The organism is Legionella moravica DSM 19234 (assembly GCF_000423305.1).
In the GTDB taxonomy this organism is placed as follows: domain Bacteria; phylum Pseudomonadota; class Gammaproteobacteria; order Legionellales; family Legionellaceae; genus Legionella; species Legionella moravica.
Window position 1 is genome coordinate 67,651 of the sequence record NZ_KE384001.1, and the last position, 26,108, is coordinate 93,758.

The following is a 26,108-nucleotide window of genomic DNA, read 5'->3' on the forward strand; positions in this document are numbered from 1 at the left end:
TAAATCATATCTCCTGGTTTTGCTATAATTTGAACAATAGATATTACAAGGGAATTTATGTCCGTAAATAAATTGCGATCTATTTTAAAAAGTGCTTTTCCTCACTTATCTAAAATGTTTTCCGAAAAAGAAGGTGTTCAGCAATACAGGAAAATATTAACGTATTTTTTAAAGGATGGAGTAATCGATCCCCTTGAGTTAGAGCAACTCAAATATGTAGAAAATAAATACGAACTGACAGAGGAAGAAATAAGAAAAATTCAAAGAAAGGCATTATCGACCTACTTTAATGAGATTATCTCTGATAAGAGAATTAGTGAAGAAGAGCGAAAAACGTTACAAGAGTTATTGAATTTATTCTCTTTGCAAACTAACGAAATTAATTTTGATCAAAAAATTTTCAACAAATATTATACTTTGGGATTAATTGAGCAAGGCTCATTACCATCGGTTGAAAATAAAGATAAACTAAACATTATTTTTAAACCAAATGAAATATTGCACTACCGTGCCTCTTCTCAATTAAATAAAATAAAAAAAGTTACTAAACGAATCAATTATGGAGGCTTGACTGGCTCTATAAAAATTATGAAAGGAGTTCGTTATAGGATCGGCTCTATTGGGGTTCAAACAAAAACACAAGAAATTCTTGATACAGAAGACGTTGGGATTTTATACATTACAAACCAACGTATTGGTTTCAAAGGTAATAAAAAGCAATTTAATATCTTATTCAATAAAATCTTATCTTTTGAATTATTTGCAGAAGGTATCTTTCTATTCAAACAAGGCAAAGAAACTCCTTATATTTTAACTTTGGATGATTATGAGATTCCTCTAACCATACTGTCGTTCCTTTTAAATAATTAATTGTTCTTGAACGATCCAGAGTTGTTCTCTATAGAAAACAAGCAACCTGTGTGATTTCATACAGGCACTGCCTCTTCGATCGCAATGCACACTGACACTTAATATTCTATAATTGAACAAATGCATTCAAATCCCTTGGGAGAGTTAAATGGCCTTAGAATGGAGTGATAAGTTAGTTCAGTATAAAATAAGGAATTGGCTTCAAGATTTCGATACAGATTATTGTCCAGAAGATGGGGACTATGTTCCTGTTAATGAGAATGAGGATGGGAATTTGGAGCCTAACTTCAAAGAAAAACGCTATTTTAGAAGAGAAGAGCCCTTCCCGGATGATAGGGATTGGATTCCTTGCTTAATTTTGCATGAAAAATGACTCACTCCCTCACTTTCTATTAATTGCTAAAAATTTACAATCCCGTTTGGTTGCGAACGGGATTAAACTAACCTTATTTATTTGAAAAAACGTAGGATTTTAAAAGCTCAACAAGCCTATGTCTATCCACAACTCCAGATGCTGCCTGTTCGATAATATTTGGTAAATCATCCTTAATATCATTGATATTTTCATAATGATGATATTGTTCAGCACGTTTAAGCGCAGATTCAAGTTTCCCTGGATCAGTAACAGAAGCATTGGATAATATTTCACTTTGAATAAATACAACATCTTCTACAGTTAAAAAAATTAATTCCATTATTTATCCGCTAAGGCTTTAATAGTCGCAGTATGTCGCTCTTTTAGTTTAGCAATCGTCTGAGCACGTTTCTTGTACTTTGCTTCTTCAAGTTGAGCATCAGTTGGTGTGCCAATTTTCCCTATGATAAAAGGTTTTTGGCCTTTGCGAGTAAAGCAGATTTGCTCACCATTGGCGATTTTCTCCATGATTTCACATAAATGTTCGCGCATATGAGTATAAGATACTGTTTGCATGGTTTTCTCCACATTTCCTGTACATGTACAGTATAGTTGTTTTGATATGCTTGTTTCAAGTTAACTTGACTAAACAAAGTGCGACCTAACATAACCTACTCGATCATTTAACCCGAGTTTTACAATATTTGAGTTCCAGCTAGTGTCGTAAATTACTGTAATTGTGCCTGGGATATCATGGGGTTAACTTATACTGATTTGTTCATAATTCTGAAGTGTTCATTCAAAATGAACGATACAAAAAAATGAACAAGATTACCTATAGGCCTAGAATATCTGAAATCGGGTTTCTAATCGTTTTGCATAAGATCAGCATAAGATCAGGGTCAGGTCTTGAATTGTGAATTCTCAATTACAGCACATGCAAAATTCAAGGCCTGACCCTGCTGACCTTTCAAGGCCTGACCCTGCTGACCGGTTCCTTGGTTTAACTATTTAGTAAAGTGATCCATACCAAAAAACAGATTTCATAAAATGTCTAGTGTTCAGTCTCGCTTTTTGCCTTACTGTCCAGAAATGGGTACAAAGCGAGACTTTACCCTGATACTCTCTTTTAAAAGTAATGTTGATTAATAAAATCATGCTTTATTAATCATTAATGCGCTATATTGTGATTAATAAATAGCGAGGTTATTAATCATGAAATGGAATTGGCAGATTGAGAATTGGCCTAATTTTACTTGGGACTCAGATAAATTAGTTGTGTATGAACAATCTTTTACTGAGAGTGCTGGGATTATTATTGGTTCCTCACAACATATTTCTCAAGAAGGTAAGCAAAATTTATTCATCGATTTAATGTGTACTGATGCTTTGGATAGCTCTGAAATTGAAGGAGAGCATTTAAACAGGGATAGTGTTCAATCTTCTATAAAAAAAGAGTTAGGGTTATCTACTGAAGCCCCTAGAGCTAGCCTGGCAGAACGTGGGATCGCTAAAATGATAGTTAATTTATATCAAACGATTTCTAGTCCACTAACACATCAGGTTTTATTTGAATGGCATCAATTTTTAATGAGTAATAGCCATCATTTAGAAAATATTGGCCAATATCGTAGCCATGAGGAAGCAATGCAGATTGTTTCTGGGCCTGATTATGATCGAAAAATCCATTTTGAAGCGCCTCCTTCAAAATGTGTTATGGCTGAAATGGAGCCATTTATTAATTGGTTTGAAAGGAGTTCTCCAGCCGGCTCAGCGCCTTTATCCACATTAACTCGAGCAGGAATAGCCCATTTATGGTTTGAGAGTATTCATCCTTTTGAAGATGGGAATGGAAGAATAGGGAGGGCTATAGCAGAAAAAGCGTTGTCTCAAGGTTTTTCAAAACCAGTAATGACAGTATTAGCTAAAATATTATTAAAAAAGAGAAAGGAATATTATCAACAATTAGGTTTGGCAAGTAAAAGCTTAGACCTGACATCTTGGCTTTTATGGTTTGCTAATATCGCTTTGGAGGCGCAACAAAGCACTTATTTGTATATTGATTTTATTATTAAGAAATCTGTGATCTTAAAGGAAGCGGAAGGGAACATTAATCCAAGACAGGAAAAGGTTTTATTAAGATTATTTCATGCTGGGCCTGATGGATTTGTAGGTGGTTTAAGTGCTAAAAATTATATGAGCATTACTGGTGCGCCAATCGCTACAACAACCAGAGATCTGAATGACTTGGTTAAAAAAAATATTCTCAAAAGAATCGGCGAACTTAAAGCGACTCGTTATTTTTTAAATCTGGATAAGGCTTAAATGGAATTTGCTGAATTTGGTAATTCTGAGCGCATAGCATTAATAAATGATAAGAGAACGAGATAATAAATGAAAATATTACAAGTAGGAATTATGCCACGAGATATAGAAGTCAGGGTCAGGTCTTGAATTGTGAATTCTTAATTACAGCACATGAATCTATTGACGATCCGAATCAAATAGATTAAAAGCATTAGGAAAGGAAAATTAAAAATTAATAGTCCAACATGGCAAGATCACTACGGATAGAATTTCCAGGAGCCTTGTATCATATCACCTCTAGGGGTGATGGTCGGGAGCGCATTTACATTTCAGAAGAAGATCGAAATTTATTTTTAAATACTCTTTCGGAGACCTGTTTAAGATACACATGGGTGTGTTATGCGTACTGTCTCATGGATAACCATTATCATTTGTTAATAGAGACTCCAGCCGGCAATTTAAGTAAAGGTATGCAATTACTTAACGGCGTCTATACTCAAAAATTTAATCGAATACACAATCGTGTGGGGCATGTTTTTCAAGGACGATTCAAATCAATATCAGTTGATAAAGACCATTATTTGCTTGAGCTATCAAGATACATTGTATTAAATCCTATACGCGCAAAAATGGTTACTTCACCGCATGAATGGAAATGGAGTAGTTATCTAGCAACAATATTAAAAGAGACTAAACCAAATTGGTTATATGTAGATAAAATTCTCTGTTTATTTAGTGAAGATGTATCCGAAGCCATTAGGAAATATCAACAGTTTGTAATTGATGGAATAATGAGTAAGTCTCCTTGGAGTGATTTAAAAAAACAAATTTATTTGGGGAATGATGAGTTCATTAATGAGATGTTGAAAAAGATTGACCCTCAAATGAATTTAATAGACATCCCGAAAGCTCAATATGAAACGGAGATACACACATTGAAAGAAATAGAACAGAAGGCAGATACAAGAAAAGAAAGAATTCAAATTGCATACAAATGCGGACAATTTAGTTTAAAAGAAATAGGAGATTATTTTGGTTTGAATTATTCTAGTGTAAGTAAAATAGTCAAAAAATTATGACTATAGATTTCTAAATTCAAAATTCAAGGCCTGACCCTGCTGACTGCGTATACTGCTGACTGTGACCCTGCTGAGCCCTTGTTGATATTAAATGAACGCAAATGAGCTTATTGTTCTCTTTTAATGCTATAGAGAACGTGTTGCGAAAGCCGGTGATTCAGTGGCAGTTTGGGATGGGCAAAAGAGCCATTTATATCATGCGCCATACCGATTTTTTCCATTACTTTTCGTGAGCGTAGGTTGTTTGGCACTGTGAATGCAACTATTTCGCTGAGTTTAAGTTGATTAAAGCCATAATCTAAGGAAGCTAAAGCACCCTCTGTTGCATATCCATATCCCCAATATTGGGAGCCTAAACGCCAGCCAATTTCAACGGCAGGTGAAAAATGGGTAGGTTGATCGAAATAGTTGAGACCGATAAAGCCTATCAGTTCGCCTGTGTTTTGTAATTCAACTGCCCACAGCATGTAATGACGGATTTTAAACTGTGCATTCTGATGCTGCATAAATTGATTTATTTGCACCTCGGACATGGCTCCGGGCAAGAATTCCAGTACCTTTTCATCCTGATTTATTTCAAAGTATGGTTTGCGATCTTGTTCATACCAGGGTCTTAATATTAATCGAGAAGTTTTGATGATGGCCATGTTATTGAATTCCCGCTATTGGTTTGCTAACCAATCTTCATATGTTAGGGCAAAACGAAAATGATCTTGCCAAATGCCATTGATTTTCAAATATCGGGGTGAAAACCCTTCTTTGATAAACCCGTTCTTCTTCGCAAGTTGTATTGATGCAGTATTTCTAGGTTGAATATTGGCTTCAATTCGATGAAGATCCAAAGTTGTGAATATTTCTTTAAGAACTAATTTAAGCGCCTGATTCATTAATCCTTTTCCAGCGTATTCCGCAGTGGCGTAATACCCTAAATAAGCGCTTTTAAATACGCCTCTCATGATACCGCTAATATTAAAAACACCAATAATCTGCTCGTCGACATTCCAGGCAAAATAGTATTGTTCACTTTCTTGATTGCCTTTATTCAAGTAAAGTCGAAATTCTTCAGAAGTTGTCGGTACTGTTATAAAAGGAAAATAAAAATCGCGGCTTTTTTTGATTGCAGAAATAAACGCTGTTTCATCTTGGAGAGATGGTTCGCGAAGAACAATCATTTCATTCTCATGGGCTAAATTATGTAGCTTGATATTATATCATGGTTATAACAATATTTTATTTTAACAGAACTAAGGAATTGATGAACCAATTTTACATATTAACCGGAGCGCCAGGCAGCGGTAAAACATCTATGTTAGTTGAATTAGCAAAGCGAGGATTCCCTGTTATTGATGAGCCTGCCAGGCGAGTTTTAGCGCAACAAAGGCTCATTGATGGGGAGGGTGTTTATGACAAAAATCCCTTTTTGTTTAAAGAGTTGATGTTATCAAGGATGCTTTATGACTACGAGAACGCCCCAAAATATGATTTGGTTTTTTTTGACAGAGGACTTCCTGACCTTATCGCTTACAGCAAGTGTTTTAGTTTAGATATTGGTTCTGAGCTAAAAGCCAGTCGTAAAAATCGATATAATTCAATGGTTTTTTTTGCTCCAGCATGGGAACAGATTTATATCAATGACGATGAACGACAGATTACTTTTGAAGCGGCTCAGGTATTTGAAAATGATTTAAGGCAAGCGTATTCAGAGTTAGGATATCAATTGGTTAATATTCCTTTAATAACTGTTTCCGGCAGGGTAAATTTTATCTTGAAAACTATTCGGGGTGTTTGAATTACAGCATAAAAAACATTATGAGGTTTGGTACTTTTAAACACGGCTTACCCACTAAAAACTACGATATTATGGATACATCTTATCTCCAACAAGCAAATTATTTTAACAGCGCCAATCGGTATTTTCCAATTTGATTAATTATCAACTGTATCCATAATTAAAACCATAAGGCATCCTTTGCTGAGGTTTTCAACTGGATAAAAACTGGTCTCAAGGGATTAGCCGAGTTGAGTGTTGCTCGTCCGAGGTTACGTTATCGTGTTTGTCCTCCTGAGGCTCTAGCGCGCGGAATAATTTTGAAAGCATTGAATGCCTCTTGATGCAATGATTATGAAGCCCGATTACTCTGCGTCTTGCCATGATGGAATCATCAAAGATAAGTGCCGAAGGAATTTTAGCGAATTGCTGAATGCTCATAATGTCTTTCACTGCAACCTGGTCAAAGCCATTAGATCTTAAATCAATGGATTCGAGATTGTTTGGCATGCAGTTTATGATATGGCTAAGAGCTAACAGTGATTTTTTGTAGAACTGGTTTCTGCTTAAATCAAGTGACTGTAACCATTTGGGTAGGACTTTAATCATGGCGATGAGGTTTCTAGATGATTTTTGGTATAGGAGGTTTCCGCTTAAATCAAGAAAATTTAAGCCCTGGGGAAGTTGTTGGAAAATAGCCAGGAGGTTTTCTCCTGATTTTTGGTAGAGTGCATTTCCGCTCAAAGAGAGTGAGCGCAGATCTCTTGGCAGGGCGTTCATGATAATTACAAGATTATCAACAGAATGATTATAAAACAGGTTGTTATTGCCAAGATCGAGCGTGTGCAGATTTTTGGGCAAGGCCCTCATAATAGATACGAATTCCAGTGCTGATTTGCGATAGAGGCTATTTCCACTTAATCCAAGTGATTTCAGATCAGCTGGTAAGGCATTTATAAGGCGATGCAAGACATGAGCAGCTTGGGTACCAAAAGCATTTTCGCGTAAATCCAGTGAGTGCAGATGAGCAGGCAGCGCTTGGAAAAGGGCTCTGAGTTCCTCATAGGATTTATTGCCAAGATTATTGCCATGCAAATCAAGCGACTGCAGCGTTTTAGGCAATGCGTTCATAATGGCTGCTAAATTTTGGTCGGATTTCAGGGGAAGTGAATGCCAGCCCAACTTCAGGGATTTTAGGCTTACTGGCAAAGCGCTCATAATTTGTTCCAGGTCTTTGGCAGGTTTGATGCAGAGTTTGTTCCAACCCAAATCGAGGGATTCAAGGCTAACGGGTAAGGCCCTGATGATGGTTACAAGATCTGAAACGGATTTAAGGTAGAGACCGTTGGAGCGTAAATTAATTGATCGGATGTCCTTCGGCAGAGCATTCATGATGGCAACAACATCGGCACAGGAACGGTTGCCAAGATCATTTCTGCTTAAATCTATGTCGGTATTAAGCCGAGGCAGTGCCGCCAGTTCAAGAAGAATTTGAGGTAGTGTTTTTCCATAAAAACAAACTTTCATACGTTATCCTTAAGTATTCAGCTGCCGAACAGGGAGCGTTTCTGATCTGCGGCTGATAAGCAACAAACATCTTAGCATAATGAATTTCTATTTTCATAGGCTAAGATTCAACCGAGCTCTTAGAGACTCTGGCACAGGCAAGTGCTGGATTTAAAGGGTGACGTTTTGCAGGGAACTCACTAGGACTTGTTATGGACATACATCCGTTTTTAATGGGACGTTGGGTATTAATGAAAATCTATTAGCGAGTTGTCTTAAGGGGGCTGTACACATCTTGTCATCTGAAAAATAGACGGATTCCAGGTTCCTTATTCCAAAAAACTTGAACAAATTTATTAAAAGATTAAAATATGAACACTTAATTCCGTACAGAAGACACAATGCTTAAAAGAAAGCCACGAAAACAGTCCACTCCACTCCATTACTCTCGCACCACCATTGATATTAAACCGGCACCAGTAGGGGAGATCACTAAAACAATTTTGGGATCAGATGTTGAGGTAGGCATAGAACAAATATTTTATTTTTTACCACAAAAAAAACATCCCTTGTTTTTGGAGTTATATCAGCAATTTTCACGAGAGAATGCCATTAAATTATTTGCTTATACTCAAATTGCGAAGCGTTTTATGGAAATGCCCTCAATTTTATGGCACGAGCGTTTGAGATGTCTTCTTGCTCGCTGGAATATTATGAATGAATTGCTTTATCTCGAACATCAATTTGATAAACCCAATTCGTTGAGGACTGCTGAAAGTATTACTTTCTTTTTGAAAGAGATCCAACAAGACGAAGATGAAATCTGGAATTTTATCGCCAACTTTGCCTTTAATCCAGAGTCATATCCTGAAGAATTAAGGGAGCGATTGCAATCTGCATTGAGTCAATCCGTGTTCCTTTACGGAATGGTACCGGGGCATTATGCGTTTAAATTAAGTTATTTAACTGGACTTTCAACAGAGGCATCAGCGAAACGCTGGGAAGATTGCCTCTGGACCTACAACAACGCCCTCAGTGCCTATAGGCAATTGCACGAGCTGCTCGCCACTTTATTAGAACAGAGCAGAAATGCGTTGAGTGCACCTGCATCAAATAAACAATCAACTATGCAACGTAGTCTTACAATTCAAGCCGTTTGTGATGCGCTAAGGTGTACCAAGCAGGAAATTGAACGATTGCATAAAGAATTTATGTTTAAAGCGCGATTGCCAAACTCATCACCATACATCAATTATTTTGTTTATGATCCTCAGTTTGAATCTCAAGAGGATTCTAAAGACAGTGTAATGATTACGAGCATTTTCATGAAACTGGTGATTGCAATACGAAACCAACCACAAATTTTTGCTAACCCGGAATTTCATATCGCAACACGAGTTTGGTTAAGTAAGCCTGAGAGACTTTCTCAATTATCAGAATGTCTTTTGCAAACATTAAATCACGAGTTTGGCGTTCTATCGAACCATACTAAAACGATTACTGATTCGTTGATGGTTTTAGCCGATTTTCCTATATATAAACCCTTTTTTGAATTTCAAAAAGTACTCGTGTTTTTTTTCAAAATGTTTGAAAACTCAACTACTGTGCATGAGATGTCTTTTTGCCATGGAATCGTTTTTGACCTGTGGCAATATCATTTAGCCTGTATGGATCTGATGGATATAAGGAACTGCTATAGCCTCAATGAGTGCGATAGATCACTATTTCGTTATCTAAGAACTGAATATTTTGCCACTTTTTACGAAATTCATAACCGGCTGATTAATCTGTTGAGCATAACATTAAATAACGAAAGTCAGAATGAGAATAACCTGCAAAAAAGTAAAAATGTCTTCTCAAAATTTGATGAAAACATGTTAAAGACTATGTCGATTCTTCAGAACAGTGTCATTGAGATGACTCTGGAAAATAAAATTGAGAATGCAGAATTACTTCTGGCGAATATAGGCGTATTAACGGGCATGATTAATCAACAAAAATTGGAGGGGAACAGCACTTCAACGAGCAAAGACTCGCTATATAACCTCAACAGTCCTGTTTATTGCATTGCATCGGCAAAAGAACTTCTGGCTGCTCCGCCAACTCCTTGTCTTCAATTGGCAAGAACGCTCCGATTTACTGTGAATACCATAATGAATGTATCGGAGCTTGCCTCCCCAAATAATCTGACCTATAAAATGATGGAAGATATTCTTGATGCTGCCAATGCCGTACTTGGAGACATTATAGGAAGGTCATCTCAGGAGAGTTCTCTCTCGGATATTGCAGGCAAAGTAGAAAAAATAGCGCTTAAATTGTCTCATGGTATTTTATCGGGAAATTATGTGCAGCGCCTGGAATTGGCAAAACGTCTTGCATTAATTCTTGAAGAATGTTTAAAGCGAACAGAGACGCACCTTTTTGATCATTACATCCTGAAAAACGCTCTGGAAATGCTGCATACTCATATTATTAAGATTAAAAACAATACTTATGCAACGTTAGTACAATTTTTCACCCCAAAAGTTGAGGCTTTGACCGCCTCATTAGAAGAAGCCTCATCACTGAAATCCAGTTCATGCTCTGAGAAGGTAAACCCATTAGAGCTTGAAATGCAGTGCCCGGTATTTCTTGAGCTTTTGGAAAAAGCTCTCCAAAGAAAACATAAATGGAATAGCATTAATTATCAGGCAGTAGCCAGACTCTTCGCACAACTTGCTCAGACATCAGGCAGTGAACATCTTCAGTGTCGATTATTTATATTGTTTATTACTTCATTTTATCAACACAAATCTACTAACAGGGCAGATTTAGATGCACGATATACAGCACTTCATCATCTGTTTCTGGCCATACCGCTGCACGGTGGGTTGATTAAAAATCCTCGATTGAAAAAAACATTTCTTAGTGTTCTCGAGATTTTTTGTAAAGAAGCAGTGCACTGGTCTGAAGAGGGTGAATCTCGCCGTGCAGAGATCGTTCTTTTTGAGGCAAAAGCATTGCAGGATGCTTTGCAAACGGTTTTAACTCCAGAAGAAGCCTCACATTCGGAACAGTTAATCAATACAATGCTGAAGTCTATTTCGTTCCAAAAACACTATTCCGAACTGCTGACTTTTTTAAAGAATCCTCACCAGCCCCACGCCTTTGAAAATAATTATTGGCCTCTTACTAAAGAAAAAAAAGAAAGTAACAATTTATTGGAACAATTCCAGTCAGCATGGTACGCACTCTCTTTTAACTCCGGAATGATACAAAGCGAGGGAGATGCACGGGCATTATATCAAGCATGGTTTGCGGAGTTTATTCAATGCCGTGTTAAAACGACCAAAGAAATGTTACAGATGCGTTGGACAGAACACTATCACCGTTTTCTGGGCAATATGCCGCAACATCAGTCATCGGAACTGCCAGCCAAGAGAGCACATGTTACCGTAGCGTTTAAGCCTGTTGAATTATCAGAAACAAAGAAAGTACGTTCTTCTATCTCTTCATCACGGTTGAGAGCAATTGAACAATACAATCAAAAAAGCATGGAAAGATCTCTTGCTTCAAAACCATCAAAACCATCAAAACCTCGCAGGGGAGAGGGTAAAAAGGGGCGAAAACCAAGGTTTGTGGAAAGCGCCTCTGCTGTTGCGATAGAATCCCCGGTCGTTACAACAGCTATTCCAGCGCAAGATGTAATGAGAACGCCTGCATTAGACCATGATTCAATACAAAGCAATATGCCCCTCGCATCCAGTTCAGTTGATTCCTCGCTGTGCCAGCACGAACTGTCCGAAAAAAGTAGTCTTAAACTGCCAGAGGGCTATCAGAATCCGGCTTTTGTCCAGAAAGTTCTTGAGATCATCGAAGGTGCTGGTTACCAGGCCTACATCATAGGTGGTTTTGTCAGGGATACGTTACTGGGCTTAAATCCCAATGATGTGGATTTAATAACCAATTGCCCAGTAAGCATTCTGCCGACTTTGTTTTCTGACATCAGTAAAAGTAAAACATTTGATGATGTGTTTCACCTAACCAATCCTGACGATCAAAATCAGGTTGTAGATATTACCTGCCGAATTGGGGATACCCTGAAAAAATTATTGTCCCAGGGCGACTTTACCGTTAATTGTTTGGGTGTAAACTCTAAATCCACTCTTCTCATACCTTATCCTCGGAGTATTACTGATTTTAATCAACGTAAATTACGAACACTCATTTCTTTCAAAAAATCCATTGAGATTGATCCTGTACGTCTCTTGCGTTTGATCCGCCTGTCCAACCAACTGGGCTGGGAGCTGGATGTTGCAACAGTCAAAGCTATGCCTGAAGTGGCAATTCATCTGGCGTCTATTCCATTATTAACACTGGTCAAGCATATCCGTAAATGTTTTCCACACAATATAAATGTTGCTATGGCCAACCTGGACTCTTTTCTGCATTATAAATTATTTCCTGCAATTTTTGGCGTAAAAATGGCTTCAGAGCTATTGCCTGTTGACTTGTCTGATTTTATCAAAAGGGCATTCCTGGTTATTCTTACTGGTAAGGAATATGAGTATCTTGAAGACATCCTGGCAGTTTCCTCTCTGACACTTGTGGATTCTTCTACAAAGATAACCCAGACGGTTAAAGCCTGGCTTGCGCATGTGGTTCCCCAAGAAGATAGGGGTAAAGCAAGGATTTTAATGGATTGGTTACCAAAAAAAATTGCTCATTATCACGCACAGTCTCCACTCAATCTATTCAATCCATGTGCGGATACTTTTGATCCAGTTGAAGCACTTAAGCAAAAAATGTCGTTAGTTGAGCAACACTCTCAAACCTACAATGGATATTCGTTTTTTGAATCGCACACAACATGCGTTGCCTCATCATCGTCATCATCATGTGAGACAAATGATTCGGGCTTCCAATTTTATCCCCGCTGATTATGCACCTGCTTCTTGTCTCTTGTGAGTCTGGAAGCAGGACTATCTATCTTGCGGTTATCTGTTTTTTTACCAGTCACTTTGGCACAATAAAAACAGTTAATCGTTACAGAGATTCTCAAAGAGATCTTGTTGCACCAGCACTAATCGAATTTACTAAAATTTATCTCTGAAGAATCAGGTATTTCTGTGAATTTCAATTGTGCAAAATAAGGTAACGATAAGTCGTGATATCGGTAAATTTGTCTCAGGAAAAACACAGAAAAATTTGATGTGGTCAATCAGGAAACCCTTGCGCAGCATGGTATATTTTTTCCTTAAGCTATTTGCTGTTGCACTATTAATTAATTCATTTGTATTATAGTCTTGATACTCTCTGAAGCACTAAAGATTAAGAATGCGTTCATTCGCGGTTTGATTTTATTTTTTCATTAATAAAAGGATTTTAATTGGATAACAAGTCGCAAACAGGATTGATTCGAGCACTGGGTTTGGGTGCTTTAATTATATATGGTGTAGGGGATATACTTGGTGCTGGTATTTACGCGGTCATAGGTAAGATTGCGGGGCATGCAGGTTCTTTGACCTGGCTTTCTTTTGCAATTGCGATGGGAATTGTTTTTCTCACGGCTCTGACCTACAGCGAACTCGGGAGTAGACTTCCTAAAAGTGGAGGTGTCTCTATTTATGTACAAGAGGCATTTGGCTTGCAGTGGTTATCTATATTTGCGGGTTTATTGCTTTTTAGTGCTACGATTCTTTCTATGTCAACATTGTCGCAGGCCTTTGTGGGCTATTTGAAATCTTTAGGCTTCAAGCTTCCTGATTGGGTCGGTGTTTCCGTCTTTATGTGTCTTTTGCTTGTAATTAATCTTCGCGGAATTAAACAATCATCTATAGCTAATATAATAAGCACTATGGTAGAGGTGAGTGGCCTGTTAATAGTCTTGGCTTGTGGTTTTTTTTATCTCAGCACGTCACCTCATGAGACTTCCGTTGCTCCACCAGAGCAAATGCCAGGATTGAGCGATATTTTACAAGGTGCGGCTTTAGCTTTTTTTGCATTCACTGGTTTTGAAGATTTGGCCAATATTGCCGAAGAAATTAAAAATCCGGAAAAAAACATACCTCGCGCAATACTCGGTGCTCTCAGTACTGCTGGACTTTTGTATTTGGGGGTTAGTTGGGTGGCCACTGCAATTGTTCCAGGAGAAGTACTAAGCCAATCAAATTCACCTCTTTTAGAGGTTGTAAGTAAATCGTATCCTGCTATGCCTCAATCTCTGTTTACTATTATTGCCATTTTTGCAATTTCCAACACCACTTTATTGAATTATATTACAGCATCCCGCTTGCTTTACGGCATGTCCCGATCTGATCTTTTGCCGGGCTTTTTGCAGCGAGTGCATAAAACATTTCATACACCTTACATTGCCATTTTATTAATATTTCCATTAGTCCTTGGATTGGCATTGACGGGTACTTTAAAAGATCTGGCCAGTTCTACCAGTGCTGTAGTTTTGCTGGTGTTTTCACTGAGTAGTGTGGCATTAATCAAAATCAAACTGAGCGAGAGAAAAAAGGGTATGAAAGAGAACGTATTTCATATTCCTTTATTTGTACCTTGCTTGGCAGTTATTTTAAATCTCGCTGCCATTTCATTCTTACCTCCCAGAAATATCATTCCAGCGATGGTGTTTATTGGGTTAGGGATTATCATTACCTGGACCGTAACCAAAAGTCTTTCTTCTATACTGAAATGACTCTGTTCATGGCAAAAAAATCGGTCATGCCCGTAGAGGCGGGCAAGACCGATTTTTTTGTATAGGGCTGAAATGAATTCCAGGATTGATTGAATAGATTGAGAATGGAATTGATTTTAATTTTAATACTATGATAATGAATCAATCCAGAGTTTATTAACGAAGAAGAACGTATTGAATACTAAGCAGCAGGATATCCGTCTACTCCACGCAATAGAACACCAGGCATCATTATCAAACCATCGCATATCAAGCTTCGTGTTTGAAGGTAAAACGTACATTATTAAAAAACAAAGAGAAAGTCGCAGCAAAATTGGATATGTTATTTTAACATCAATTAGCAAATTGCTTCGTATGCCCGCCCTGCAAGGCATTCATGTTGGTGGTGGAAAAAAAACTCAAGATACAGAAGTGCGTCGTCTCAAAGCGCTTTGTATAGCAGATATTTTGGTACCTCAAATCATTTATGAAAATGAACTGTATTTTGTCATGTCATGCATGGGGGATAAAAGCTTTGATTTCATCTTGAAAAGTACTCAAAACAGTTCTTCAATTGCTCATTGGGAGCAAATATTAAAAGCCATTGTCAGCGTTCATGATAAAGGAGCTTATCTAAGCCAGGCTTTCTCACGTAATATGATTTTGCATGAAAGTCAGGAGGTGGCTTTTATTGATTTTGAAGATGATCCTGGCACGATAATGTCCTTGCACTTGGCTCAGGCACGTGATTGGTTACTTTGTATTCTCTCGACTTGCTGGAGACTTGATATTGATTTCAAAACTCAGGCAGAAATTATTTCAAATCATTTAAGTCAGGAACGAGAGGAGGTGCAAGAGGAAGTATTGGCCTGTGCTTCTAAAATTGCATCCTTACGTTTTCTATTTCGTAGAAAGAAACCCTATAAAAAAAGAGATCTGCAATCGTGCAAAGTTCTTATCGATGTAATGAATGAACTGAAACAACTGCGTAAAAGATGATTCATTTGTGTTCAAGAGGAAATGGAGCAATTTTTTGATTGATTTTAATGGAGTTCTCTTATGTCTCAAGTAAGTAGCCTGATTGCTCGCAACCAGGCTACCTAATATCAACGTTCCTGTGAGAGTAACAACTGTCTTTTAGCTTGTATAAACTAAAGATACACCAACATAGTTTGCATGGCTTTCAATGTCATATTGCCCATTATATTGGCTATTTAAGCTAGAACGGGTAGGGTAAAATGTGTAATTATAGTCCAGTGCTGCAGAGAAGTGTGATCTAAGCGCATACGCCAGGCCTACTCCAAATCGACCACCTACTTGATCGCGTGCATGATAATATGGACTTACGGTATTTGTTGCCTCACGATTTAAAAATGTATCTCTAAATGCAAGACCAGCTCGACCGTAAACTAATAGTTCGGGGCTATAACGATAACCCGGAAGTAAATCTAAGCCTAAATAGTCCTGGCTTGAGAAACTAACGTCAAAGCGCTGGGCCGTAAAAGTAACGCCTGGATAATTATAGTTAACTACGCGATGCGGGAAATAGGTATTGGCTTCAACGCCTAAAAATAAATTATTTACAAAAGTATGGCCTGCGCCGATAAAGAGATTTCCCTGGGCTTGATTATTGGTAGATGAGGCTGTTGAATTTCGACCAGAAAGGACATTAGTTACATTTAATTTATCACTATTAAATGTTGCGCCAACTCCAACCCCAACATATAAATGTTCTTTAGGGCTAACGACTGTAGAAATTGGTCCCATTGTTCCAGAAAAAACAGACGTCGATGCCATTAAACTCAGTAAACATATATTTTTTTTCATTTATCATCCCTTTGAAAAAATTATTTAATCCTGTAAAAAAGTCTATTAAATTCAGTATTTTAATCTATTACAGCAGAGAGTGACTGCTGTTTGACGGTTTATGATATTGCATATGATTCTGTAGAGCAACATTGTGTTTTCGCACATTGAGGCAATTTGTTCAGGGACTAATGGATAGTATGAAGAAATTACCAACAGCGTCTCATTTTAACAAGGCTAATCGATACCTTCCTATTTCATGAAAACCAAGAGATTGATAAGCGCCAATAGCAGACGGTTCATTAGTGAACAAAACCGCCTTTTTAACTTCTCGGTGGGCCGCTTGTTTTAGGCAAAGATAAACAGCTATTCTGGCAAAACCTTTATTTCTTAATGATGGCGGGGTATAAACGGGGCCGATCTGTACGATATCGGGTAGGTCAGCATTAAATCCACATAGAGACACAGGTGCGTTATTTACAAATAAAACCCATCGATTACGGCTAATCTGTGAGTCTTGAATTTCGTCAATAACGGATTGTTCCAGTGCAGGATTATCAGCATCCTCTCCGAGCGCTTCAATATCATAAGCAATAAGCCATTTTTTGATGATATCCAAGTCACAATCTTGTACTGGTTTAAGTGCGCAGCTATAGGAGTGAATCGCTTGAGGAATTGTCATTTTATTGAGATTAAGTAAGAACAGCTTTTCCTGATAATTAATGGCAAACAGAGACTCTTCCAGTTTTAGCTTATCAATGACAAAATCAGCCTGGGTGTCTTCGCCAAGGATTCCGGCAATCGGTCTTGTTCTTTTAAGCTCAAATTCTTCTACTAATGCGGATAATGCAGAAAAATGTTCCGTTTGCATCATCACATTACCATTCCAATAATGCGCTAAAACACCATTAATTTTATTGTTTTCAAAGGAGCCGTAATAGTCTCCGTGAAATGGTGTATTTTGGAAGGAAATTCCCGAGTGGTATAAATTGTTCCTAATGAACATGGTCGTTTCTTGATAATGATTGAGATAGGATGACAATTCATATATATGCGATTCGTCGAGTTTTTTTATCTCAATCATGGTTACCTCGGTAAGAAAAATGCTCTTCATGCATTTTTAGATAAGGGTTAAGATAGCTTAATCAATACATAGTTTAAAGAGACATTAATGCATTGCGGTGAAATGGATAACCACTTAGACCAAAAACTGATTGCAGACTAATTTCCACAATGGGGATCATTACATGCCCATGTTGCTTGGCTATTCCCTATATTTGGAAATAGCCAAGAACTGTCAAGAAGGGTTATTTAGTTATTGAGAAGGTTATTATTCATTACCTCTGATACATCCTCCATAAACCGCTCTCCATGACTGGGTTTAAAGAATTGTGGCGATGGATTGGTTGCCGCTTGATAAAATCCTAAGCCATTAACAAGTGAAGAAAGAAATTCCAAACAATCTCTTATAAATCGTTGCCATGAAGGATCTCGATGCTTTTGAATTGATTCCTTTGTTTCCAATAATGTGTTTTTGAATGCTTCCAATCGTCCATTAGGCAACTGATCTTTATTTTCCAGGCAGAGGATTAGATTGTGCACTGCGGATTTTTTTATATGCAATAACTCACTTTTGTCTTTGGATTGATTTAAATGATTAAGATACTCTTTAGATATTCTAATGAGTGAATCAATTACACCAATTGCAGCGGCTTCTTCACTACTTTCAACCAGGTTTAACTCCTCTTCGATTTCTTTAACCCGGGTCTCAGAAGCACTAGGAACTTCGTTTTCTATTTGCAGTTCCTTGGGAGTAGGTTCGCCGGGTTGTTCTGTATCCATCTCATCCAAGGGGGGTATTGGGTCCTGGATTTTTGAGTCATCTAGCTCCAGGCGATTTTTTCTAGTGATAAGACCCTCTTGGGATGTAAGGAATGTCGTATAAATATCTGAAAATTTAGATAAGGGATTGACATACAACTCAGGCCAATGCTGTACCAAATTCCAAATTGATTTGTGATCTCTGTAAGTTCCTGTGTAAGCCCCAAAAGTGACCGGTTTTATTGAGAAAATACTGTCCTCGACAAATTGTGTGCCTTTAAAAACGTAGAGGTATTTATTGTTTTTTGCACTAAGGCTGGCTGGGTTCATGTCCGTTTCGCTTACTCTATCATCCAGCAAATCTCTAAAATATACATGTGCTCGAACGATAATATGGGCGTTTCTTTGGCTGTGCTGATTGATAATATCCAAAGCCTCCTGTTCAGATACTCCGGCCTGTGAGCCTAGATCCATAAGATACTCATTCAGCAGCTCTGCTATCATGGAAAACAGTGCCGGGTTTTGAAAGGTATCAGGCGTTATTGTTTCTACGAACTTTTTGGTTAGGGGTAATGGAATAAAGAGATCGGCTACATCATCCCGGTAAACGCGTACACCTTCGGTTGGCTCTCCGAAGACTGGCGCATCACGTCCGGGTGCTGAGAATGAAGGCCCTGAACTGGATGAGGAGCTTGATGCTGAGCCGGTTGGCCAATCGTTCCAATTGAAATCTGCACCATTTCCGCTGAGAATATCTTCTTGAAAATCGGGTTTTTTATCTGAAGGGTAATGTTCAAAAGCATTAAAATATTTCTGGGCTTTTTCTGCATTGTCAACGCGCAACCAAGCGGTTTGTAACTCTTTAAATTGTTCGGTTGTATCTTCGGCTTTATTTTTATCCGGGTGCAGTATAATGGCTCTTCTGTAGTAGGCTTTTTTAAGTTCTTGAAATGTACTTGAGGGTTCGACTCCAAGAATTTCGTAAACGGTAGGCATGAGATAACTCCTATAATTTTATAAATAATGATGATTCAGTTATTTTCAATAAACTATGGATCCTTTGACGCGTCAGAGACGATCAAATGGACGCTATTTTTTGCTTTCAGATGTCTGTATACCCTCCAGAATCAGCCTCAAAAGAGTTCTATTGATTCAATAATTAACCCAAGTGAATCTGATAAAGTTAATTTGTTTGGTCATTTTACGAACAAATTGTTAAATCAATCTGAGGTTAAACCGTCGGATGTAGCATGGGGTATACGCATATCGAATAGGAGTTGTTCAAGCGGGGGTGAGAAGCTTCATTTCAAAATTACAAATTCGTGCTGTAGGTCATACGGTGAATATTCTCTTATTTTCTTACTGAGTATGTGAGGCCAAAGTTTACTGAATTACTTTGGGCTAAAAGGGCGGATCAATAATACATTGATATAAATGAATTTTTTATGCCAAAAATTCTTAAAACATGCAAATCATGCCGCCTAATCTTATATCGTAACAACGAAAATGGCATACCCCCAACGCATTTCGAAGAATCTCATTAACCGGCTCATAATCTCACAGTGATTAAATTTTACACATGAACTCTTAACTTTGTGAGAATATCATGTCTAATATTTATCCAAAAAAACCTATTGTCGTTTTATCTGTAATTGAACCAGGAACATTGGGTGACTTATCTTTCGTAGATAAAATGATTGATTCTTATCAGAATCAAGAAAATGACCAACCATTCATCATTCTGCTTAATGATCTAGGAGATGAATCATTAAAAGATAAAGGTTTGGTTCAAACTTTAAAAAATAAAGTTGGAGAAGAAAATATTCGAATTATTCATACCGACATGGAACACTCTGAAGACATTACGCAATCCTGGCAATTGCGAGAAGAAATTGCCAAATCAAAACCAAAAGCAATCATTTATGGGCCAATGATAATAGAGAAAGATTGTGCCGCGTGTAAAAGATTGGCAACTATCAATGATGTACCCTTTATTGTTCTACCTGAGTACAGTTATAAATATCATGGTTCTAATTCAATTCCAACGGGTCCAGGACCAGACGCAAACGGTATGTTTTTAGGAGGATTCAAAGAAAACCAAAATATACATGCTGAGGATGAACATAAATTTGGCAAATCATTGAATCAGCTAGAGAATGAGAATCAATTGTTTTTTGCTTATTTGAATAATCATTCATCAGGTCGCGGAGCGAACCCAGAGACGTTCAAACAGGAATTATTAAGTTATTTATATTTTGTTACGAGTACGTTAGCACATTCAGATAATCAAAAACCAGCTGAGGTTTTTACCCGAATTATACCTGAGATATTTGATTCCTATATCAAAGAGCTACAGCAAAACAATCCCTATGAATGTGGTTTTGAAATACATTATGATGGAGAAATTCATCATGTTTCAGGGAGGAGCGGAAATGATGATCATGTGGTAACCATTAATCTAAGCAATCCTTTTCCTCTAAAAAAAGATTCCATGATTGCCATGATGCAAGCATGCAAAAGACAAATGAATCCGGTGTGTGCCACGGGAGATCAATCCCTTGGTGAAACAATTTCTATTGGAGTTCCATTTTTCTATCAAGCCATGCCCTGGAAAAAAGATCTCGCTAAAGATTTAGACACGACTGCCCAGGTTAAAAATCTTGATGGTGTAAGCGAGATGAATAAACACGGATTTACTTTTAAAAAATTAACTGATGCTGATGAGTTTGCTCAACAATACAAGGAAAAAAGAGTTGAATGGGCTGCTCAGTATTCATCGTTAAGTAAGCATATAGCTGATTTACACCAAGAGTTACCCAATAAGATTGAAAACGGCATAAAAAATCAATCCCAATTGGGCTACACGCATCGAAACAGATTTCATTTTTCTCCAGTTAATTCAAATCAACTTAATCCTGTTCAGGATCAGTTAAAAGAGTTTAGCGGGGATATGTTGAAAGCAAACATATTAGCGGATGTTAAAGATAAACTCTTGGGAGCCCCCAATGAGTTTGTGCTCAATTTGATTGTTAATGGGTTTAAAAGTTCTCAGGAATACACCATTCTAAAAACAGGACAAGATGTAGCAACAACATTATTCAATTTAGAAACGAGCTCAATCGAAGAGTTCAATAAAATAGTAGAAGAGGCAAGGGAGCAGTTGAAATCAAAATCCAGTGTAAGCTTAAGCTGACTTATGTCAGCTCAAGCTCGATATGAAATAAATAGTAAATACCTTGTCGTGTCAGGGTAGGCCCCACCGTTTGATATTAAGCCCCCCCTTGAATTGATAAACTTTTGGCTTTAATAAAAAACCGACTCAAATCGGTTGATTGACTGAGCCATTGTCTAATATATTCAACAAACTCCCAAATAAGGCGTTCATCGGCACGTTTTTTAAGAAAATAGGCGTGAAACTCAAGGTTCATAGAAAAATCACTGAGTTCAATTAGGGCTAATTTTTCATTAAGTAGTCGTTCATAAATCAAGCACCAGCTGGATCCAGATTCCACAATTTGGATATTGCTGTATATTGTATTGACTTCTGCGATTGTTTTAATAGAAACATTTTTTTGTTTTAGTAATAAATTAAATTTTTGCCGCATGATGCTGTCATTTGTTAAGAATACAGCATCGTATTGTGCCAAGTCCGCTATGGAAATTGGCATAGTACATTTGGCCAATGGGTGTTCGATGGACACAACAGGCAAAATTCTTTCTTTCCACAAAGGTACAGAAATGATATTAGCAGGACAATTTTCAACCTGAGGTAAAATGACGATGTCATAGTTGCCACCGGTCAGGTTGGTGATAAACTCTTTTGCAGGTACTATTTTATTGACAATAAAATAGTTTGTTTTAAGTCCATGCATGTAATTGGTAAATTCGGCAAATGCTGAAATTGAAATATAAGGATTAAGTCCTATATTAATCGTTAATTTAGGCTGGCTTTTACGATCGTTATGTTCTGCTTTCATCATTTCATTATAAATGCCGAGCATTTGTCGAATATAGGGAAGAAAAGCCTTTCCTTTGCTTGTCAGTTCTACCCCATAATTGTTATTTACGAAAAGTTGAGCCCCTAACTCTTGTTCTAATTTTTTAATACGCCTGCTTAAGGTTGGTTGTGAAGTGAACATATGCTTTGCTGCCAAGGATATCGAATGGTATTCAACAACAGCAAGAAATGTTTTCATGTCTACTATATTCATCCAGGCCTCCTGGTCTTCTCAAGAAAGAGATAACCTTGCTTTTTTGTTGTTCACTTTTGTTTGTAATATAATAATAGCTTACACCGGAAATTCAGCTTTGCGTCAACCCTTGATACAGAGGATATGCGATAAGCGTATAGGCCATGCAATAATTCAAGATAACCAATCACATTTTATTAATTTGACTCACTTAGAATAGAAATTACACAAGAGCTTACTTTGTTATTCAGCTCTTAGAACATATTTTTATTTATTCGAGGTGTATCATGAGTAAAAAGCTGACAGAGTCAATGAAGCAAGAGATTTATGAAGTAATGCGTACAAAATGCAATACTTCAGATTTTGGAGTTCGTGATGCGATTACGTTTTTTGGTTGTATACCCGGTGTTAATACCAATGTGACTGATATTAAGAACAAATTTCATGAGCAACCCCCTCATGTCTTGAAAGTAATAGAGCGTTGCCGAAAAGCGGAAGAAACCATTGAAGAAGATAAGGACTATAAAAAACAGGGGCCAAGAAAAGGTCAGGGGATCGAACATCCATTGACTCATAAAGAAGTATTAGTCAGAGAGTCGATGGAGAAGACTGCTCAAGTAGTTCAATCGGATAAAGCGGGTGTGTGTCATACTTTGGCACAGTTTGCTTTTGTTAATTTAATGAAAGAATGTACGATGGAGGGTAGGGCATTTGATGATGTGGATCCTTCAGAAATCCCTTCAATCAGAATAGTAGCCCACAACCCCCAATCTAACACAGGAAATGCGCGATTACGTGCTGCCGGTACTCATAATTTTATTATCGTTGGATTAAATGAGGATAATGATTTGACATACGAACAACTGGAGGAGGAAAAAGATAACTTTCTTATTATTGACCCCTGGTATTTTGCTTTAGGAAATGAAGGGAACCAATGGGGACATGGAATTTATACCTGGGATGAATATCCAAAAGGATTTTTGCATAATTTAACATGCACTTATGATAATCAAAAACCTTTTACTCAAGACGATTTGGAAGCTGCCAGGGAATTGAGTCAAAATCAGAAAAAAGAGAGTTTTAAAGTATTCAAGATGGATTGGCATACAACAAAGCAGGTTAAAACTCTTGAGGAGAGTCTTAATTCTATGAAAGCTAAACTGGCTAACTTAGAGGATGAGTGTTTAACTCTTAGTGATGACAGCGAGAATGACTGGGATTTAGAGGAAGATGAAATGAGTGTAAATGACAAAATGGAGAAATTGATGTCATTGAATCTGGAAATAGCGAGTTTAAAAGAGCGAATAAATTCAACACGAACAAATATAGATATCTTGATGCATAATAAAGAACAAGAGGCATGCACTCAACCACAATTAAGCTAAGCGTTCATCATGTCATGACGATAGATATGTAAAACACATTATAATGCTTTATCTTAAAACAGGCATTAGAAAAAGGTAGGGGTTTTAACAATGGATTGGGCAGCACAAGTTTGCTGCCCAAATTACATGAGCCTTTAGGCTGTATATTTAAATTCAACAAAAAGCTGATTCGCTGTTAACGTTCCTTTCCAAGGTGCGCCATAACTCCAACCATCGCTGTTAGTATAAACGTAATCTGGCCCTTCGAAAGTACCTCCGCTAAAATATCGGTAACCAATATTAGCACTTAAATGGCTTGAAACGGGTTGGAAATTAAGACCAACACTTCCTTGCCAGGCAAATGATGTACGGGTTGTCTCATTGCCTATAGAAGTGGTAGACCCTATATTCGTAGCGCTTAAGGGGACGATACCCACTGTATGGAAGTTGTTGACTTTATTATAGCCAGCTCCAATACCTCCGCTGATGAACGGCATGACGTTCAATGACCAGGGTGCTGTATAGGGTGTATTATTATGTAATATGATATTGGCTAAAACAGATTTGTTATTCAGGGTAAAAAAACGGTTTCTAACGGAACCTGTAAATCCAGGCGTGCCACTAGCTCCGGTTTGGAATATTTGATAATCCATATCCTCGTTATTGAAGTAACTTACACTTAAATCAATATAAGGGTGAACTTGTTTTCCAATGGCAAAGCTATAAAAACCTTCATCCGATAAATCACCGTCATATCCTTGTGATGCATTATCCCAGAATCCAGGATCGGGGTTTACAATACCGGATTTATCAGTCCAGGAATAGCCAGTACCAATTGAAACAAACCAGGGCATTGGTTGAGCAATCTCTCCCATGGTTCCCGCTACAGCAGGTAGAGAGGCAATACAACAAAATGCAAATACATGTTTTTTCATTATCGTCCTTTATAATTTCAACTTCATGGACGTATTAATATATAGGAAAAAAAAATTAATTCAATCATCAAGTTAACGAACCATCCCATAATAAATAATCAATTTTTTAAATTGAAATAGCGTGCTGATATAGGTACTATACTGGCGAATTTGGTTCATTGCTGGAATTATGTCTGAGTGACATCGTTCAGTGATTTAGGGGCTGTTGACAATTCATTATGTTCAAGCCTACTTTCCGCGACTTGCTCGCGGAATCGATAGATCGTGCGCAAAACAAGAATATATTGTGCCTATAAAGAGTGAATTGGATCCCGCGAACAAGTCGCGGGACGTCGAAACTTGAATTGTCAACAGACCCTAATCAATTGTAAAAGAATAAAAAACAACAATAGGGAAGATGTATGTTAAAAAAAACTGCCTTGGCACTAATCGCCTTAGGAAGTAGTACCGTTTTTGCAGGCACAATGGGACCTGTTTGCACACCAGAAAATGCAACTGTTCCTTGTAAATCAACAGGTTGGGATGTTGGTATACAGGCAATTTATTTGCAACCTTTGTACAGTAACTCTGAATTGAACAATCTCAATATTGGAAGTGCAAGTGGCGTGCGTATTTTTCAAAAATATCCTAATGACTTTGATTGGGGCTTTCTATTAGAAGGATCTTATCATTTCAATACCGGTAATGATTTGAACCTGAACTGGACCCATTGGGAAGAACCCAATGAATTGCGAATTCATCCTACTCCTGGCTCAGTAGCAGGGCAAACGCAAGCCTCTATCAGTGATTACAGATACCGTGGATCAGACTTTGATCAGGTCAATGTTGAATTTGGACAGCACGTGGATTTTGGCGCAAATAAAAATATTCGCTTCCATGGCGGCCTTCAATACGCAAAGATTGATGTTACTTTGATAAATCGTCAGATAGTAGCTGGTCTTCTGCCTCCCGACACAGAATCGAATGGTGATATCAGCATAACAAATCTGTATCAGTATAGTGGAATAGGTCCACGCATTGGGGCAGATATGTCTTATGACTTCCTGAATGGCTTTGCACTGTATGCAAATGCAGCTACGGCCTTATTAGTAGGGGATACCAAGTACTCCGATAATGCGCCTTTTAATACTATTAGCAGACCCGTTCGGTCCTCTTATACCGCTTTGGTTCCTGAGCTTGAAGCGAAAATGGGCGCTACTTATACCTATGGAATGGCCCAAGGTAATTTAATCTTTGATCTGGGTTATATGATTACTAATTATTTCAATCCACTTCATGAAAATGATCTTAGCTTGTCTACACTAACTTTCAACACCAGGCCCAATTCAGATTTTGGACTGATGGGACCTTATGCGGGATTTAAGTATGTAGGTTCGTTGTAATTAGAGGCCTTAATCTGCAGATATCTCTGGAGTTTCCCACTTTCCCTGGAGATATTCTGCTGAT

At 37.7% G+C, this 26,108-nt stretch carries 21 protein-coding genes; 11 read left to right on the top strand and 10 right to left on the bottom strand.

Features of this window, described 5'->3' with window-relative positions; all coding sequences use genetic code 11:
• Positions 1-57 precede the first annotated feature (57 nt).
• Both G543_RS0113160 and G543_RS0113165 read left to right on the top strand, forming a co-directional pair.
• A complete protein-coding gene (locus G543_RS0113160) occupies positions 58-870 on the top strand; it encodes a hypothetical protein (RefSeq protein WP_028384934.1) in 813 nt (270 codons plus the stop codon).
• 148 nt (positions 871-1,018) lie between these two features.
• On the top strand, positions 1,019-1,243 hold the full coding sequence (locus G543_RS0113165) for a hypothetical protein (RefSeq protein ID WP_028384935.1): 225 nt from the start codon (positions 1,019-1,021) through the stop codon (positions 1,241-1,243).
• A gap of 73 nt (positions 1,244-1,316) precedes the next feature.
• On the opposite strand, the gene G543_RS0113170 is transcribed toward G543_RS0113165, so the two are convergent.
• Positions 1,317-1,565 (bottom strand): hypothetical protein, encoded by a 249-nt coding sequence (locus G543_RS0113170; RefSeq protein ID WP_028384936.1) that lies wholly within the window; start codon positions 1,563-1,565, stop codon positions 1,317-1,319.
• On the bottom strand, positions 1,565-1,801 hold the full coding sequence (locus G543_RS0113175; RefSeq protein ID WP_028384937.1) for a hypothetical protein: 237 nt from the start codon (positions 1,799-1,801) through the stop codon (positions 1,565-1,567). Before G543_RS0113175 ends, G543_RS0113170 begins: the two co-directional genes overlap by 1 nt.
• A 639-nt stretch (positions 1,802-2,440) precedes the next feature.
• On the opposite strand from G543_RS0113175, the gene G543_RS0113180 reads away from it, so the two are divergent.
• The gene (locus G543_RS0113180) at positions 2,441-3,550 is read left to right on the top strand and encodes a Fic family protein (protein WP_028384938.1); all 1,110 of its coding nucleotides are present in this window, start codon (positions 2,441-2,443) and stop codon (positions 3,548-3,550) included.
• 227 nt (positions 3,551-3,777) lie between these two features.
• Entirely contained in the window at positions 3,778-4,611 is an 834-nt protein-coding gene (locus tag G543_RS17955; RefSeq protein WP_028384939.1) for an REP-associated tyrosine transposase, read from the top strand.
• 107 nt (positions 4,612-4,718) lie between these two features.
• Here G543_RS17955 and G543_RS0113190 read toward each other — a convergent pair whose 3' ends face one another.
• On the bottom strand, positions 4,719-5,258 hold the full coding sequence (locus G543_RS0113190) for a GNAT family N-acetyltransferase (protein WP_028384940.1): 540 nt from the start codon (positions 5,256-5,258) through the stop codon (positions 4,719-4,721).
• 15 nt (positions 5,259-5,273) lie between these two features.
• A complete protein-coding gene (locus tag G543_RS0113195) occupies positions 5,274-5,783 on the bottom strand; it encodes a GNAT family N-acetyltransferase (protein WP_028384941.1) in 510 nt (169 codons plus the stop codon).
• A gap of 83 nt (positions 5,784-5,866) precedes the next feature.
• On the opposite strand from G543_RS0113195, the gene G543_RS0113200 reads away from it, so the two are divergent.
• Positions 5,867-6,400 (top strand): AAA family ATPase, encoded by a 534-nt coding sequence (locus tag G543_RS0113200; protein WP_028384942.1) that lies wholly within the window; start codon positions 5,867-5,869, stop codon positions 6,398-6,400.
• A gap of 213 nt (positions 6,401-6,613) precedes the next feature.
• Here the strand turns inward: G543_RS0113200 and G543_RS0113205 are convergent, their stop codons facing one another.
• Positions 6,614-7,906, bottom strand: coding sequence for a leucine-rich repeat domain-containing protein (locus G543_RS0113205; protein WP_028384943.1), 1,293 nt, complete (start codon positions 7,904-7,906; stop codon positions 6,614-6,616).
• A gap of 380 nt (positions 7,907-8,286) precedes the next feature.
• Here G543_RS0113205 and G543_RS0113210 point away from each other — a divergent pair, with 380 nt between their 5' ends.
• The 3 genes from G543_RS0113210 to G543_RS0113220 all read left to right on the top strand — a co-directional run bounded on the left by G543_RS0113210 (position 8,287) and on the right by G543_RS0113220 (position 15,545).
• On the top strand, positions 8,287-12,804 hold the full coding sequence (locus tag G543_RS0113210) for a tRNA nucleotidyltransferase/poly(A) polymerase family protein (protein WP_028384944.1): 4,518 nt from the start codon (positions 8,287-8,289) through the stop codon (positions 12,802-12,804).
• Between the two features lie 449 nt (positions 12,805-13,253).
• Positions 13,254-14,567 carry an APC family permease gene (locus tag G543_RS0113215; protein WP_028384945.1) on the top strand — a complete coding sequence of 438 codons (1,314 nt, stop codon included), beginning with the start codon at positions 13,254-13,256 and terminating at the stop codon, positions 14,565-14,567.
• Positions 14,568-14,741: 174 nt separating this feature from the next.
• Complete coding sequence (locus tag G543_RS0113220; RefSeq protein WP_238584690.1) at positions 14,742-15,545, top strand: BUD32 family EKC/KEOPS complex subunit; 804 nt, start codon at positions 14,742-14,744, stop codon at positions 15,543-15,545.
• Between the two features lie 138 nt (positions 15,546-15,683).
• Here the strand turns inward: G543_RS0113220 and G543_RS0113225 are convergent, their stop codons facing one another.
• The 3 genes from G543_RS0113225 to G543_RS0113235 all read right to left on the bottom strand — a co-directional run bounded on the left by G543_RS0113225 (position 15,684) and on the right by G543_RS0113235 (position 19,169).
• On the bottom strand, positions 15,684-16,373 hold the full coding sequence (locus tag G543_RS0113225; protein ID WP_028384947.1) for an outer membrane protein: 690 nt from the start codon (positions 16,371-16,373) through the stop codon (positions 15,684-15,686).
• Positions 16,374-16,575: 202 nt separating this feature from the next.
• Complete coding sequence (locus G543_RS0113230) at positions 16,576-17,436, bottom strand: GNAT family N-acetyltransferase (protein WP_028384948.1); 861 nt, start codon at positions 17,434-17,436, stop codon at positions 16,576-16,578.
• A gap of 227 nt (positions 17,437-17,663) precedes the next feature.
• A complete protein-coding gene (locus tag G543_RS0113235) occupies positions 17,664-19,169 on the bottom strand; it encodes a J domain-containing protein (RefSeq protein WP_028384949.1) in 1,506 nt (501 codons plus the stop codon).
• 610 nt (positions 19,170-19,779) lie between these two features.
• Here G543_RS0113235 and G543_RS0113240 point away from each other — a divergent pair.
• On the top strand, positions 19,780-21,366 hold the full coding sequence (locus tag G543_RS0113240) for a hypothetical protein (protein ID WP_028384950.1): 1,587 nt from the start codon (positions 19,780-19,782) through the stop codon (positions 21,364-21,366).
• A gap of 76 nt (positions 21,367-21,442) precedes the next feature.
• Here G543_RS0113240 and G543_RS0113245 read toward each other — a convergent pair whose 3' ends face one another.
• Positions 21,443-22,384: a LysR family transcriptional regulator gene (locus tag G543_RS0113245; RefSeq protein WP_028384951.1), complete on the bottom strand. Its 942-nt coding sequence runs from the start codon at positions 22,382-22,384 to the stop codon at positions 21,443-21,445.
• Between the two features lie 266 nt (positions 22,385-22,650).
• Here G543_RS0113245 and G543_RS0113250 point away from each other — a divergent pair, with 266 nt between their 5' ends.
• Complete coding sequence (locus G543_RS0113250) at positions 22,651-23,748, top strand: hypothetical protein (RefSeq protein WP_028384952.1); 1,098 nt, start codon at positions 22,651-22,653, stop codon at positions 23,746-23,748.
• Positions 23,749-23,882: 134 nt separating this feature from the next.
• On the opposite strand, the gene G543_RS0113255 is transcribed toward G543_RS0113250, so the two are convergent.
• A complete protein-coding gene (locus tag G543_RS0113255) occupies positions 23,883-24,662 on the bottom strand; it encodes an outer membrane protein (RefSeq protein ID WP_028384953.1) in 780 nt (259 codons plus the stop codon).
• 464 nt (positions 24,663-25,126) lie between these two features.
• Between G543_RS0113255 and G543_RS0113260 the strand changes: the two genes are divergently transcribed.
• Positions 25,127-26,044 (top strand): Lpg1974 family pore-forming outer membrane protein, encoded by a 918-nt coding sequence (locus G543_RS0113260; protein ID WP_420795219.1) that lies wholly within the window; start codon positions 25,127-25,129, stop codon positions 26,042-26,044.
• The last annotated feature ends 64 nt before the right edge of the window (positions 26,045-26,108 follow it).